The 13,822-nt window shown below is 69.7% G+C and carries 13 protein-coding genes; 8 read left to right on the forward strand and 5 right to left on the reverse strand.

Going from position 1 to position 13,822, the window contains the following annotated elements:
• Positions 1-9 precede the first annotated feature (9 nt).
• Complete coding sequence (locus C5E10_RS05150) at positions 10-750, reverse strand: SOS response-associated peptidase (RefSeq protein WP_104330733.1); 741 nt, start codon at positions 748-750, stop codon at positions 10-12.
• A gap of 69 nt (positions 751-819) precedes the next feature.
• Between C5E10_RS05150 and hisC the strand changes: the two genes are divergently transcribed.
• A complete protein-coding gene (gene hisC, locus C5E10_RS05155; RefSeq protein WP_104330734.1) occupies positions 820-1,887 on the forward strand; it encodes a histidinol-phosphate transaminase in 1,068 nt (355 codons plus the stop codon).
• Positions 1,884-3,173 (forward strand): ATP-binding protein, encoded by a 1,290-nt coding sequence (locus tag C5E10_RS05160; RefSeq protein ID WP_104298578.1) that lies wholly within the window; start codon positions 1,884-1,886, stop codon positions 3,171-3,173. The genes hisC and C5E10_RS05160 overlap by 4 nt, the downstream gene beginning before the upstream one ends.
• 171 nt (positions 3,174-3,344) lie before the next feature.
• Here the strand turns inward: C5E10_RS05160 and C5E10_RS05165 are convergent, their stop codons facing one another.
• Positions 3,345-3,725, reverse strand: a complete 381-nt coding sequence (locus tag C5E10_RS05165; RefSeq protein WP_104298579.1) for a hypothetical protein — start codon at positions 3,723-3,725, stop codon at positions 3,345-3,347.
• 147 nt (positions 3,726-3,872) lie between these two features.
• Between C5E10_RS05165 and C5E10_RS05170 the strand changes: the two genes are divergently transcribed.
• Positions 3,873-4,757 (forward strand): carbon-nitrogen hydrolase family protein, encoded by an 885-nt coding sequence (locus C5E10_RS05170; protein WP_104330735.1) that lies wholly within the window; start codon positions 3,873-3,875, stop codon positions 4,755-4,757.
• 4 nt (positions 4,758-4,761) lie between these two features.
• Here the strand turns inward: C5E10_RS05170 and C5E10_RS05175 are convergent, their stop codons facing one another.
• Positions 4,762-5,967, reverse strand: a complete 1,206-nt coding sequence (locus C5E10_RS05175; protein ID WP_104330736.1) for an aminotransferase class I/II-fold pyridoxal phosphate-dependent enzyme — start codon at positions 5,965-5,967, stop codon at positions 4,762-4,764.
• 139 nt (positions 5,968-6,106) lie between these two features.
• Here C5E10_RS05175 and C5E10_RS05180 point away from each other — a divergent pair, with 139 nt between their 5' ends.
• Positions 6,107-7,423 (forward strand): S1C family serine protease, encoded by a 1,317-nt coding sequence (locus tag C5E10_RS05180; protein WP_181062651.1) that lies wholly within the window; start codon positions 6,107-6,109, stop codon positions 7,421-7,423.
• 11 nt (positions 7,424-7,434) lie between these two features.
• Here C5E10_RS05180 and C5E10_RS05185 read toward each other — a convergent pair whose 3' ends face one another.
• Positions 7,435-8,331, reverse strand: a complete 897-nt coding sequence (locus C5E10_RS05185) for a hypothetical protein (RefSeq protein ID WP_104330738.1) — start codon at positions 8,329-8,331, stop codon at positions 7,435-7,437.
• A gap of 131 nt (positions 8,332-8,462) precedes the next feature.
• Between C5E10_RS05185 and C5E10_RS05190 the strand changes: the two genes are divergently transcribed.
• From C5E10_RS05190 to C5E10_RS05200, 3 genes are read left to right on the forward strand one after another with little or no spacing between them, the layout of a single operon-like run.
• On the forward strand, positions 8,463-9,518 hold the full coding sequence (locus C5E10_RS05190; protein WP_308471704.1) for an ABC transporter ATP-binding protein: 1,056 nt from the start codon (positions 8,463-8,465) through the stop codon (positions 9,516-9,518).
• Entirely contained in the window at positions 9,494-11,065 is a 1,572-nt protein-coding gene (locus C5E10_RS05195) for a hypothetical protein (RefSeq protein WP_104330739.1), read from the forward strand. Before C5E10_RS05190 ends, C5E10_RS05195 begins: the two co-directional genes overlap by 25 nt.
• Positions 11,066-11,107: 42 nt before the next feature.
• Complete coding sequence (locus C5E10_RS05200) at positions 11,108-11,398, forward strand: DUF3039 domain-containing protein (protein WP_104242105.1); 291 nt, start codon at positions 11,108-11,110, stop codon at positions 11,396-11,398.
• Between the two features lie 110 nt (positions 11,399-11,508).
• Here the strand turns inward: C5E10_RS05200 and C5E10_RS05205 are convergent, their stop codons facing one another.
• Positions 11,509-12,849 carry a nicotinate phosphoribosyltransferase gene (locus C5E10_RS05205; protein WP_104330740.1) on the reverse strand — a complete coding sequence of 447 codons (1,341 nt, stop codon included), beginning with the start codon at positions 12,847-12,849 and terminating at the stop codon, positions 11,509-11,511.
• Positions 12,850-12,940: 91 nt separating this feature from the next.
• On the opposite strand from C5E10_RS05205, the gene murI reads away from it, so the two are divergent.
• Positions 12,941-13,774, forward strand: coding sequence for a glutamate racemase (gene murI, locus C5E10_RS05210; protein WP_104241553.1), 834 nt, complete (start codon positions 12,941-12,943; stop codon positions 13,772-13,774).
• The last annotated feature ends 48 nt before the right edge of the window (positions 13,775-13,822 follow it).

Raw genomic sequence — 13,822 nt, forward strand, 5'->3', positions numbered from 1 at the left:
CCTCGCTGACTACCCCGGCGTGCTGACGGGGGCCATCAGCTGCGGCCCCGTGCTCGACACCCGACCCACCTCGGAGCCGACCTCGTGCATGGCGAGCGTCGACGCCAGCTCGACACCCGCCTGGCTCGCCTCGTCGAGCAGCCCCTGCGTGCCCACCACCGACTGGTCGAGCCACGCATCCCAGAGCGCGCGCGGCAACATGAGCGGCATGCGGTCATGGATGCTCGCCAGCTCACCCGTCGACCCCCGCGTCAGGATCGTCGTCGTCAGCAGCCACCTGGACGGATCATCGCCGGGCTTCGTGGGGTCCGCCCACCAGGAATACAGGCCAGCGAACGCGATGAGCTCGTCGTCGTGCTCCGGGTGGATGAAGAACGGCGTCTTCGACCCGGACTTCGTGCCATCTGCCTTCTTGCGCCACTCGTAGTAACCGACAGCGGGCACGATCGCTCGCCGCTGCTTCACCGGCCCACGGAACGTCGGCTTCTCCAGCACCGTCTCGACGCGCGCATTGAACGCCTTCGACGAGAAGCTCGGATCCTTCGCGAACGGCGGCAGCAGCCCCCACCTCGCACGCTCGACGCGGCGAACCGCAGCCCCACCGCCCTTGGGCTCCGGCTCCACCACCACGGGGACCGGGTCGGTCGGGGGAGTGTTGAACGACGGCTCCGGCAGATCAGCGCCGAGGGCCTCGATATCGAAGAGCGCCTCGACGTGCTCGACTGCTGGGGTGACGTAGCGACCGCACATGGCCCAACGCTACGATAGCGCCGCCCACGGCGCGCGCTGCAAGCTTCGGATTCTCTGTACGCTCAGTGCATGGTCAAGCAGCGCAGCGCCCTCGACAGCATCCCCGCCTACAAGCAGGGTGCCATGCCGAGCACCAGCGACGTCGTCAAGCTCTCCTCCAACGAGAACCCGTTCCCGCCACTCGCCTCCGTCCGCGCCGCTGTGGCCGAAGAGCTCGAGCGCATCCACCTCTACCCGTCGATGGCGGCACCGGAGCTCACCTCGCGCGTCGCGACGCTCCAGGGCGTCGAACCCGAGAACATCGTCTTCGGAGCAGGCTCCGTCGAGGTGGCCACGCAGCTCGTCCAGGCCAGCGCGGGAGAAGGCGACGAGGTCATGTTCGCCTGGCGCAGCTTCGAGGCGTACCCGATCATCGCGATCGGCGCAGGAGCGACGCCGGTGCAGGTGCCCCTCACCGCCGACGAACGCCACGACCTCGACGCCATGGTCGACGCCATCACCGACCGCACCGCGATCATCTTCGTCTGCAACCCCAACAACCCCACGGGGGCGACCCTCACCCACGCCGAGGTCCGTGCGTTCATCACACGCGTCCCCAGCGACGTGCTCGTCGTCATCGACGAGGCCTACGAGCACTTCAACCGCGACGCCGAGACCGCCATCGGCATCGACCTCTACCGGGAGTTCCCCAACGTCGCCGTCCTGCACACCTTCTCCAAGGCCTACGGCCTCGCAGGCCTCCGCATCGGCTACGCCGTCGCCCAGGCAGACGTCGCAGCCAACCTCCGCAAGGTCTCCGTGCCCTTCGCCGTCTCCGCCCTCGCCCAGACCGCCGCCCTCGCCTCCCTCGACGCCGAAGCCGAGCTCGGCGAGCGCATCGACGACATCGTCAGCGAACGCACCCGCGTCACCGAGGAGCTCCGGGCCCAGGGCTGGAACGTGGGCGAATCCCAGGCGAACTTCGTCTGGCTCAGGCTCGGTGACGACACCGAGCGCATCGACGCCGGACTCACCGGATCCGGCGTGCTCGCCCGCGCCTTCCCCGGCGAAGGCATCCGCATTACCATCGGCTCGCCGGAAGCCAACGGCCGTGCACTCGCCGCGCTCGCGGGAGTCAGACAGGAGGCGACACGATGAGCACCTGGCGCATCCGTGATTTCCAGCCGACGGACATGGACGCGCTGCTCCGCCTCTGGGAGCAGCACCGCCGCTCCGGCACGGAACCCGTGTACGGCCTCAGCGAGGTCATCGCCTCGACCCGCAAGGACACCGCCGTCGTCGCGGTCGCCGGCGAGAAGATCGTCGGCGTCGCGGTTGCGCGGGCGGCCCACGACCAGGGCTGGATCGTGTTCTTCGGGACCGACGACGAGTGGCGCAGACGCGGAATCGGCGGGGCGCTGCTCGCCTCCCTCGAGCAGCGGATGGCGCAGCACGGGCTGCAGAAGCTCACGATCCTCGTCCCTGACGAGCAGACGCAGGTGGGGGCGCTCACGAAGGCAGGGTTCGCCGACAAGCGCCACCTTCGCTACTTCGAACGGGAGATCCGCGTCAAGCAGCAGGAGATGGTGGCCCTTCGCGAGCTCGGCGGCCGCATCCTGCCTTCCGACCGCTGGGACGCGATCGGCGGCATGCAGCATGAGAAGGACGTGCTCGAGCGACGACTCGTGCTGCCGCTCAGCGACCCTGACCTCGCCGAGGAGTACGGCGTCGTGCCGCCTCGCGCGATCGTGCTCTTCGGCCCTCCGGGCACGGGCAAGACGACCTTCGCGAAGGGCATCGCCTCCCGTCTCGGCTGGCCGTTCGTCGAGGTCTTCCCGTCCCGCCTGTCGGCGTCGCCGCGTGGCCTCGCCGGCGAGCTGCGCGAGACGTTCGAGCAGGTCGAGTCGCTCGAGCATGCCGTCGTCTTCATCGACGAGGTCGAGGAGATCGCGTCGCACCGAGGCGGCGAGCCACCGTCGCCCACGCAGGGCGTCACCAACGAGCTCCTGAAGATCATCCCCGCCTTCCGGGAGAAGCCAGGGCGACTCCTCATCTGCGCCACCAACTTCATCCGTGCCCTCGACCAGGCGTTCCTGCGTCACGGCCGCTTCGACTACGTCATCCCCATCGGGCTGCCGGATGCCGCCGCGCGTCGCGCGATCTGGGAGCGGTACGTGCCCGAGTCGGTTAGCGACTCCGTCGACGTCCCCGCGCTTGTCGAGCAGACGAGCGGATACTCGCCCGCCGACATCGAGTTCGCGGCACGGCGTGCCTCGCAGGTCGCGCTCGAGCGTGCCGTCGCGGCCCGCAACTCCGGCGACGTGGTGCCGCTCGGCCCCACCACCGACGACTTCCTCGCCGCTATCTCCTCGACGCGCACCACCGTGTCGAGTGAGGTCGAGCGCGAGTTCGAGGAGGACATCTCGGCGATCGCCCGCGTGTAGCGGGGCGCGGCTGTCCAACATCAGTGCAGAACGGCGTCGAACGCCGCGGTTTCGGTGCCATTGGCCGAATATTGCACTGAAGTTGGACAGCGGCGGGCTGCGGACCGCGCGTTCAGACGAAGAAGAGGGGCCGGATGCGATGCATCCGGCCCCTCTTCTGTGCAGCTGAGGCTAGGCCTTCTTGGCTGCGCTGTCTTCGTCGTCGGACGTGATGTCGAAGTCGTCGACCTCGTCGTCGCCGGCCGGGTCGAGCTCTGCTTCGACCTCGTCGAGGTCGTCGTCCTCGTCGGAGTCCTCGAGCTCGCTCTCGATCTCGTCGATCCACTCGTCGAGGAGGTCCTCTGCTGCTTCGTCGTCGGAGGCGGACTGCACCTCGAGGGTGCCGTCGCCCCACAGGCGGGAGGAGACGCGGACGTCGTCGGTGTCCTCGACGGCGTCATGTGCCTCCGACTCGAACTCGTTGGCGATCTTCGCCGCTTCGTCTTCGGATTCGGCTTCGATGACGAGCGCCGAGACGACCTCGTATTTCAAGAGCACGGCGTAGGTAGGCATGGGGCGACTCCTCGTGACTGCGAGCGCACCGCTCGCAGAATGAAGGTACTCGTGACCGAGCGCCCAGACAAGCTGAGGCCGGTGCGTCGCGGATGACACCTTGGTGAAGAGTTTCCCGCGTCCCGGTGCTCGACGTAGGCTCGCGTCATGCCACTCGACGCGCCTGCCCCCATCGATGCGACCGCCAGTGCACACGGCGGCGCGGCCAAGCGCTCTCCGCTCGCCGTCGCCGTCGCTCAGTACTCCCCAGGCTCGGATCTCGCGGAGAACGAGCGGCTGCTGCGCGAGAACGTCGCTCTCGCGGCGGACCGCGGGGCCCAGCTGGTCGTCGTGCCCGAGTACGCGAGCTTCTTCCTGCCGGAGCTCGGGCCAGAGCTCGTGCGGAACGCGCAGGACCTCGATGGGCCCTTCGTCTCGCTCATGCGCTCGCTTGCCGCGGAGCGCGGCGTGACGATCGTCGCGGGGCTCGTGGCGACGTCGGAGGACCCGCAGCGCTTCGCCAACACGCTGGTCGCCGTCGACACCACGGGCGAAGTGGTCGCCCAGTACCGCAAGGTGCACCTCTACGACGCGTTCGGGGCGAAGGAGAGCGACTGGGTCGTGGCCGGCGACACGGCCGCGCCGCAGACGTTCGTGGTCGGCGGCGTCCGGGTCGGGTTGCAGACCTGCTACGACCTTCGGTTCCCCGAGGTCTCGAGGACCCTCGTGGATGCGGGGGCCGAGCTCATCGCGATCCCCGCGGAGTGGGTGCGCGGCCCGCTGAAGGAGCACCACTGGACGACCCTGCTCGCGGCCCGCGCCATCGAGAACACGGTCTACTTCGCCGCGGCCGACCATCCAGCCCCCATCGGCGTCGGCCACAGTGCCGTCATCGACCCCAGGGGCGCGACGATCGCGGGCGGGGGCATCGAGGCGGGGCTCTCCATCGGCTGGGTGTCGCTCGAGGTGCTCGACTCGGTTCGCGAGCAGAACCCGGCGCTCCAGCTCCGGAGATACCGGGTCGTGCCGGTCGAGGCGGCGCCGAGGGACTGAGCCGCTACCGGCTGAGCTCGCCCAGCCGGTCGAGCCTGCGCATGCCCTCCTCGAGCACCTCGTCGCTCTTGCAGAACGCGAAGCGAACCAGCGAGCGGTAGTCGCCCTGGCGCTCAGGCGTGCACAGTGCGGCGACTGGGATGCCGACCACCCCGATCTCGCGAGGCAGCCGTCGGCACAGCTCCGTCGCATCCGTGTAGCCGATGCTCGCCGCATCGGCGATCGCGAAGTAGCCGGACGCCGGAGTGGCCGTCTCCAGGCCGCGGCTGCGCAGCGCGGTCACGAGCAGGTCGCGCTTGGCCCGGAGCCGATCGCGTTCCTCGTCGAAACGACGCTCAGGAAGCCTGAGCCCGACAGCGACGGCTGGCTGGAACGGCCCGCTTCCGACGTAGCTGAGGTACTGCTTGACCGCGAGCACCGCCTCGATGAGGGCGGCGGGGCCGGTGACCCAGCCGACTTTCCAGCCGGTCACGCTGAAGGTCTTGCCTGCCGAGCCGATGCTGAGGGTGCGTGAGGCCGCTCCCGGGAGGCTGGCGATGGCGACATGCGATCCGTCGAAGACGAGGTGCTCGTAGACCTCGTCGGTGACGATGATCGCGTCGTGGCGCGCGGCCAGTTCCACGATCAGCTGGAGCGTCTCGCGGGGGAGGACGGTACCCGTCGGGTTGTGCGGCGTGTTGACGATGATGAGACGAGTCCGGTCGGAGACCGCGCGCCGCAGCTCATCGTGATCTGGCCGGAACGCGGGCCATCTGAGCGGGACGGTCACGAGGCGGGCATCGGCGAGGCGAGCGAGCGCCCCGTATGCGTCGTAGTGGGGTTCGAGGACCACGATGTCCTCGCCCGGCTCGACGAGCCCGAGCACCGTCGCCGCGAGTGCCTCGGTGGCGCCGACGGTGACGAGCACCTCCCGGTCGGGGTCGAGCACGACACCGCGGAACCGCAGCTGGTGCTCGGCGATCGCGGCGCGCAGATCTGCGGTCCCCCGGGGCGGTGGGTACTGGTTCTCGCCCCGCGCGATCGCCTCGATCGCCGCATCCAGCAGCTCCCGCGGTCCCGCGTAGTCAGGGAAGCCCTGCCCCAGATTCACCGATCCCGTGGTGCGGGCGAGCTCGCTCATCTCACCGAAGACCGTGCCCTGCAGTTCGCCGCTCGGGGAGAGGAGGCCAGCCCCCTGGGCCGCCCGGAGCCATGGTCCGTCTCTGCGCATGCATCCAGTCTGTCATCGGCCGGTCACGATCGAATCTCGAACCGCGACGTGCCGCCGAAACCAGAGCGATCGCTCCGTTCGCTCCCTAGACTTGCGCCACGGATGCGCCCCGACGCATCGAGAGAACGTCAGGATCCTCATGCTCGACTCATCCCCCGCTGCGGGCGCCGACGCGAACAGCGCGCAGACCCAGTCGAGCGCTGCGCGGGCTGAGGAGCACGGTCGCCACCGGGCTGGGGCCCACCTGCACTCCATCCACGACGATGCACCCGTGATCACCCGGCGCACCGGCCTCCTCGTCGTCGCGGGCATCGCGGTGGTCGCGGCGGTCATCGGCGGGCTGAGCGGGGCGCTCATCACGGCCAATGTGATCAACCAGCCCAACCAGGACGCCCAACGTCTCACGCAGCCGCTCGGCTCCCCGAGCGAGCCGACCGCTCCGCTGCCGGGAGAGGCCAGCGCGGCGATCGTCGGGGCCGCCCCGAGCGTGGTCACGCTCACGGTCTCCACGCCCACCCGCACCGAGACGGGGTCTGGCGTCATCTACTCGGGCGACGGGCTGGTCATCACCAACGCCCACGTCGTGACGCTCGACGGCACGGTCTCGGATGCGCAGATCACGGCGACGACCAGCGACGGTCGGGTCTACACGACCACTCGGGTCGGCTTGGACGTGCTCGCCGACGTCGCCGTGCTGCGGCTGACCGACGCAAGCGGGCTCCAGCCCGCCTCCTTCGCCGACTCCGACCAGGTCGTCGTCGGCCAGTCCACGATCGTGCTCGGGGCTCCGCTCGGTCTCGCAGGCACCGCGACGACGGGTGTCGTCTCCGCGGTCAACCGCAGCATCGAGATCGCGTCGGCCGCGGTGCCGCCGACGGTCGACGAGAACGCCGCGACCGACTCGCCCCTCAGCTCCACGACCGACCCGGGCAAGAGCATCGTCCAGCTTCCCGTCTTCCAGACGGACGCCGCCATCAACCCGGGCAACTCTGGCGGTGCCATGCTGAACGCGAACGGCGAGGTCATCGGCATCAACGTGGCGATCGCCGGCACCAAGTCCGGTGGCCAGGGGCAGGCCGCCTCGAGCGGCAGCATCGGCCTCGGCTTCGCACTGCCCGCGAACTACGCCGTCCAGATCGCCGCGCAGCTCGCGGACGGACAGACGCCGTCGCACGGCGCGCTGGGGGCGACGGTGCGCAACGCGGCGACCGTCGCGACGAGCAGCCAGAGCATCGTGGGGGCCTACGTCGACAGCGTCGTGGAAAACGGCGCCGCCTCGATCGCTGGCCTCAGCAGGGGAGACATCGTCACGTACATCGGCACGGTCCCCGTCTCGAACGCCAACGACCTCATCGCGCACGTCCGCGTCTACGAGGCGGGGGAGGTCGCCACGCTCACCGTCGTCCGTCAGGGCGAGGTCATCGAGGTCGAGGTGTCCCTCGACGCGGCGGCCTAGGCTGCATCGGCCTACGACACCCCGTCGGTCTCCTTGCCCTTGCCCCGCGTGAGCGCGAGGGGCACCCGGAAGAAGCTGAACGGCCCGCGGGTCAGCGCCTTGTGGTCCTCCCCGTCGTCCGGTTTGGAGCTGGCGAACTGCGGGTGCAGCTCGATGGGGAAGCTCGCGGGGGCCACACCGAACGCCTCGCGAGACGTGCGCACGACCTCGTTGCTGAGTATCCGGTTGCCGGCGCCCCCGATGACGGCGCCGATGCCGAACGGCACGAGCCGCCCGACCGTGCTCGCCGACTGGCGAACGACGAAGCGCTTGAGGAACATCGACTGGATGCGCCCGGACAGCTCGCCGACCATCGCCCGCGGCAGCCGCTTCGTCACGATCTCGCCCCAGAACACCTGCTTCGCCGGGCCCTTGCCGAAGGCCTGACCCGCGAACTGCTGGATGAGGTTCTTGCTGGCCTTGCCGAGCATGAGGGACTGGATGAGGGTCCGCGCGCGCACGGGGTCCGAGATGGGGAGTCCGTGGATCTCGGCGACCGCCTGGCCGAAGAGGGAGGTCATCTCGAGGAAGCCGGCGGTCTCGACGCCCGTCACGGCGAGGGACGCCGCCGTGCCGACGCCCGGCACCATGGCGGCGGCGCCAGCTGCGCCCCCGCTCACGGTCGTCGCGTTGAGGTACTGCTGCTCGATCTTCTTGATGAGCTCGCTCGGGGTCGCATCCGGGTACTTTCCGCGGAGGATGCGGATCTGTCGCAGCACGATCGGGCGCTGGATGGCCATGAGCCGGTCGAGCCAGATCTTGTCCTGCTCTCCGGCTGCCGCAGCCTGCTGCTCGTCGCGCGGGGGCAACGGGGCGTAGCTCGCCGCGTCGGCACCTTCGTTGACGCGCGGAGTGCTGGAATCTGACACTGGACCTCCTCGTGATGGCACGGCCGAGCGCGGAGCGCATGGCGACGCGAGCAGTGTATGAGGACACGCCTGGGGGGAGCTTGGAGTCGCAGGAGCGGCGCGGCACGCCGGATCGTTGGTACGGTTGAGCGATGTCTTCGAAGAGCTCAGACGTCGGCGATGGCGCCGCCGACGATGTGAACGAGAGTGCTGCCAGCCCAGACGTACCGGAGGGCGACGCGAGTCGACCCCAGGCGATCATGGTCGAGGCGATCGTCGTCGACGACAGCGTGACCGCTTCATCGCTTGCAGAGGAGGAGGCCGCGGCGCAGGAGTCCGGCCTTCCGGCTGCCGTCAGGAACCCGGTTCTGGGTGCCGCGACGGCAGAGGGCCTCTCGACGATGACGCCCGTCACGCGTGTCACCGAGGCACCCGACCGTGAACTCGGCGACACCGTGCTGTCCGTCACTGGCCTCACGAAGCGCTTTGGCGCGGACGTCGCCGTCAACGACGTCACCTTCGAGGTCCGTCGTGGCTCCTTCACGGGCATCGTCGGGCCGAATGGTGCTGGCAAGACGACGACCCTGTCGATGGCGACGGGGCTGCTCAAGCCGACGAGCGGCACCGTCGAGGTGCTCGGCCTCGACGTGTGGAAGAACCCGAAGGCCGCGCATCCCCACATCGGCATCCTCCCGGACCGGCTGCGTCTCTTCGACCAGCTCACGGGCGGACAGCTCCTCTACTACTCGGGACTCCTCCGCGGCCTCTCGCCCGCGGACTCGCGGTCGCGAACCGAGTCGCTCGTGCACGCCTTTGAGCTCGAATCGGCCGCCAACCGCCTCGTCGTCGACTACTCGGCGGGCATGACGAAGAAGATCTCGCTCGCCGCCGCCCTCATCCACTCGCCGGAGCTGCTGGTGCTCGACGAGCCGTTCGACACGATCGACCCGGTGTCGGCGGGGCAGCTCATCGACATCCTGCTCGAGTACGTGCAGCGCGGGGGAACGGTGCTGCTCTCGAGCCACAGCATGGACCTCGTGCAGCGCGTCTGCGACCACGTCGCCGTCATCGTTCGGGGCGAGCTCCTCGCTTCCGGCACGGTGAGCGAAGTGCGCGGCAGCATCACACTCGAAGAACGCTTCCGCGACCTCGTGCGCGGCACGCCACAGATGGAGGGGCTCGATTGGCTGGACATCTCCTTCAACTGAAGCTGCAGTCGATCCGCAACGGCGCTCGGCGCGACTCGCAGCATCGGGGGGCGTGGATCGGCACGCTCCTGCTGTCGATCCTCGCCGCCGTCTTCGCCGTCTTCGCGGTCCTGTCGCTGCTCGACTCCGACATCGAGGCGAAACGCGAGGGGGCCATCATCGCGGGCTCGCTCGTGACCATCGCGACCGGGCTCGTGAGCGTCTTCGTGACGCCGATCGCCGCGATCGATCCGCGCTCGCTCGCCGTCATGGGCTTCTCGCCCCGGCGGTCGGCCTGGCTGGCGCTCGGCACGGCGTTTGTCAGCGTGCCGTCGTTCGCGATCACGATCGTCCTGCTGGCGGGACTCCTGCTCTGGACCGGCGACTCGACAGGGCTGCTCGTCGCGATCGTCGGTGCCGCCCTCGTCCTCGCCACGCTCGTCGTGCTGTCGCGCCTCGCTGGCCTCGTCGGCGAGGACCTGCGGGCCAGGCGGCTCGTGAGCGACGCCCGCGCAGCGCTTGTCCTCGTGCTCCTGCTCCTCGCGTCGCCCATCGTGTTCGTCGCGGTGTCCGTCGACTGGCAGCTGGGTGAGCACGAAGCCGTCAGCGCCGCGCTCGAGGTGCTCTCGCTCTCGCCCATCGCGGCCCCGTGGGCTGCAGCGGCGAGTGCGACAGGCGGAGACCTGCAGCTCGCCTTCGGGCAGCTCGGCATCGGTGCGGTCACGCTCGTCGTGCTGCTCGTGCTCTGGCAGGTCGTCGCCGGCCGAGTCGCCTCCGCCGCGCTCGGCGGCGACGAGACCGAGCTCGTCGATCTCGGCGCGTTCGGCGCGTTCGGCCGCTCGCCTGCGCTTGTCGTGGCGGCGCGCACGGTCACGTACTGGATGCGCGACCCGCGGTACGTCGTCGTCAACGTGTCGATCATCCTCATCCCGTTGCTCGCCCTGATCCCGCTGGCGGTCGTCGGCGTCGAGCCGCGGCACCTGGCGCTGCTGCCGTTACCGCTGCTGGCGTTCTTCATCGGGTGGACCCTCCACAACGACCTCGCCTTCGACGGCTCCGCGGTGTGGATGCACGTGACGAGCGGCATGTCCGGGCTCTCCGACCGCTTCGGTCGCGCCCTCCCGACGCTCGTCTTCGGCACGGTGGTCGTCGTTCTCGGCGCACTCGTGACTTGGCTCATCGTGGGCGAGTGGGGCACGATCCTCGCCCTCGTCGGCCTGTCGCTCGGCCTGCTCTTCGCGGCGACGGGCTTCTCGAGCATCGGCAGCGTGCTGCACCCGTATCCGGTGGCGCGACCGGGCGACTCGCCGTTCAGCCAGCCCGTGCGGTCTTGGGGATCCGGCGTGTTCTGGCACCCCACGACCGGCTTCATCGCGATCCTCCTCATGGGCCCGTCCGTCTACGCGGGCCTCGTCGCCCTCAACGGCGGCGAGTCCTGGTGGAACTTCGTCGCCCTCGGCTGGGGTGTCGTGGTGGGGCTCATCGTCCTCATCGTGGGCTTGAACGCGGGCGCCAGGCAGTTCGAGCGCCGCTCCAGCGAGATCATGGCGTTCGCGCAGAGCGCGTAGCCATCCGGTGGGGCCTGCGGTTTGCGTTCTAAGATGATCGGCATGACGTTCTCCAGCACCCCAACGGGCCCCGGCGGGCCAGACGAGACCGGCGGCGGCACGGCGATCCTCGATCGCGAGCTCGAGCAGCTCCTCAACGAGGAGCAGACCGACGACCCGGGCGACCACGACAAGTTCTCGCACTACGTGCGCAAGGAGAAGATCCTTGAGTCGGCGGTGACGGGCAAGCCGGTGCGCGCACTGTGCGGCAAGAAGTGGCTGCCGAACAGCAACCCCGACCGCTTCCCCGTCTGCCCGAACTGCAAGGCGGTGTACGACAAGATGAAGGGCTGAGCCGCGCATCCACCGGATGCACGAGGCTCACCCGCACGCGCGACGGCCGCGAACCCGAGATGGGTTCGCGGCCGTTGTGCTGTCCGGCGTCGAGGTGCCGGGTGGGGCTGTCAGACCCAGACGGTCTCGCGGCCGTCCTGCTCGACGAAGACCGTCGGGAGGGCGGCCTCGCCCGCGTGGAGGCGGAGCGCGCCGATCGGCAGCTCGTCGATAGCGGTGCGGTGGTGCTCTCGGGCGCTCTGCACGCCAGCCCGGCCCGTGTACTCCTCGTTGATGACACCGTCGACGACGAGGTCGACGAGCAACGAGCGGTCGCTCTTGTCAGAGACGGGGGGAGCGCCGATGCCGACGACCTCGGCCTCGGCGATCCCGTGCTCGTCGCGGCGGCGGACGGGGAACTTCTCGCCGCCCACGCTGACCTTGCCCGTGGAACGCTTGGCGACCGACACCCACTCGCCGTCCTCGCCGCGGCGGGCGACGAGCTTGTAGACCATGCCGGAGGCGACGGAGCCCGAGCCAGTGACGACGCTCGTGCCGACGCCGAACGAGTCGACGGGGCTCGCACCGAGTCCCGCGATGGCGAACTCGTCGAGGTCGTTCGTGACCGTGATGCTGGTCGCGGTGTTGCCGAGCTCGTCGAGCTGCGCGCGTACCTCCGCGACGAGCGTCGGCAGGTCGCCGGAGTCGAGGCGCACGCCGCCCAGCTCTCGGCCGGCGACCTCGACCGCGAGGCGCACGCCCTCGCGAACGTCGTACGTGTCGACGAGGAGCGTCGTGCCGGCGCCGAGGGTGGCGACCTGCGAGGCGAACGCCTCGCGCTCGGAGTCGTGCAGCAGCGTGAACGAGTGCGCTGCGGTTCCCATCGTCGGCACCCCCCAGCTGCGTCCGGCTTCCAGGTTGCTCGTGGCCTTGAAGCCTGCGATGTAGGCGGCTCGGGCTGCCGCGACCGCTGAGCGCTCGCCGGTGCGGCGCGAGCCCATCTCGGCGAGCGGACGACCCCGGGCGACGGAGACCATGCGTGCGGCGGCGGAGGCGACCGCGCAGTCGTAGTTGTAGATGCTCAGCAGGAGCGTCTCGAGGATGACGCCCTCGGCGAAGCTCGAGCGAACCTCGAGGATGGGGGAGCCGGGGAAGTAGATCTCGCCCTCGCGGTAGCCGCGGATGGTGCCAGAGAAGCGGTAGTCCGCGAGCCAGTCGAGGGTCTTGGGGGAGACGATCGAGTGCTCGCGGAGGTGCGCCAGCTCGGCGTCCCCGAAGCGGAAGTCGCGCAGCAGCTCGAGCGCGCGCCCGACCCCCGCCACGACTCCGTAGCGGCGCCCGCTCGGCAGGCGCCTCCCGAAGAGCTCGAAGACGCTGTCACGATCGGCGGTGCCGGCGTTGACCGCGGCATCGATCATCGTGAACTCGTACTGGTCGGTGAGGAAGCCGGTAGACGGCCGTTCGGAAGTCACCGCCCCAGCCTAGGCGCAGCCGCGGGGCGCGCAAGGGTGCTCGGCGTGCGCATCCGCCCTCGGCTGATGCCTGGGAGTAGACTCGGCACTCATGAGCGAGGCACCGATCGGCGTATTTGACTCTGGTGTCGGCGGGCTGACGGTCGCGAGGGAGATCCGGGCGCAGCTGCCGGGGGAGTCGCTTCTCTACGTCGGAGACACCGAGCACACGCCGTATGGCCCGAAGCCGATCGCCGACGTCAGGCGTCTGTCGCTCGCGGTCCTCGACGAGCTCGTCGAGCAGGACGTCAAGATGCTCGTCATCGCCTGCAACACGGCGTCCGCCGCAGTGCTGCGGGATGCGCGTGAACGCTACGACGTGCCGGTCGTGGAGGTCATCGCGCCGGCCGTGCGAGCTGCCGTGAGCGCGACGCACAACAACCGCATCGGGGTGCTCTGCACCGAGGCGACCCTGTCGTCACGTGCGTACGACGACGCGTTCGCGGCGGCCCCCCACCTCGAGATCTTCTCGCAGGCCTGCCCGCTGTTCGTGGAGTACGTGGAGCGAGGCGACACGACGAGCCCAGAGCTGGTGCAGCACGCCGAGGAGTATCTGGCGCCCATCAAGGCGGCTGGCGTCGACACCGTCGTCCTCGGCTGCACGCACTACCCGTTCCTGAAGGGCGTACTCGGCTACGTGCTCGGCCCGGACGTCCGCCTCGTCTCGAGCGACGTGGAGACGGCGCAGGACGTGTACCGCGTGCTCGCCTCGAACGGCCTCCTCAACGCCAGCGGGCGAGCCCCGCAGTACTCCTACCGGGCGACGGGCGAGAACACGGAGGCGTTCGTGAACCTCGCCGGTCGCTTCCTCGGCCCCGATGTGCGTCACGTGGAGCGACTCATGACGGAGGCCATCAACCTGCCGCCGTCGATGCGCCGCCCCTGACGCGCCGCGCCCCGATTTCCAGCACCGCATCCGACCCCTTGGAGGACC

Source organism: Pseudoclavibacter sp. RFBG4, from assembly GCF_002931515.1.
GTDB lineage: Bacteria > Actinomycetota > Actinomycetes > Actinomycetales > Microbacteriaceae > Pseudoclavibacter.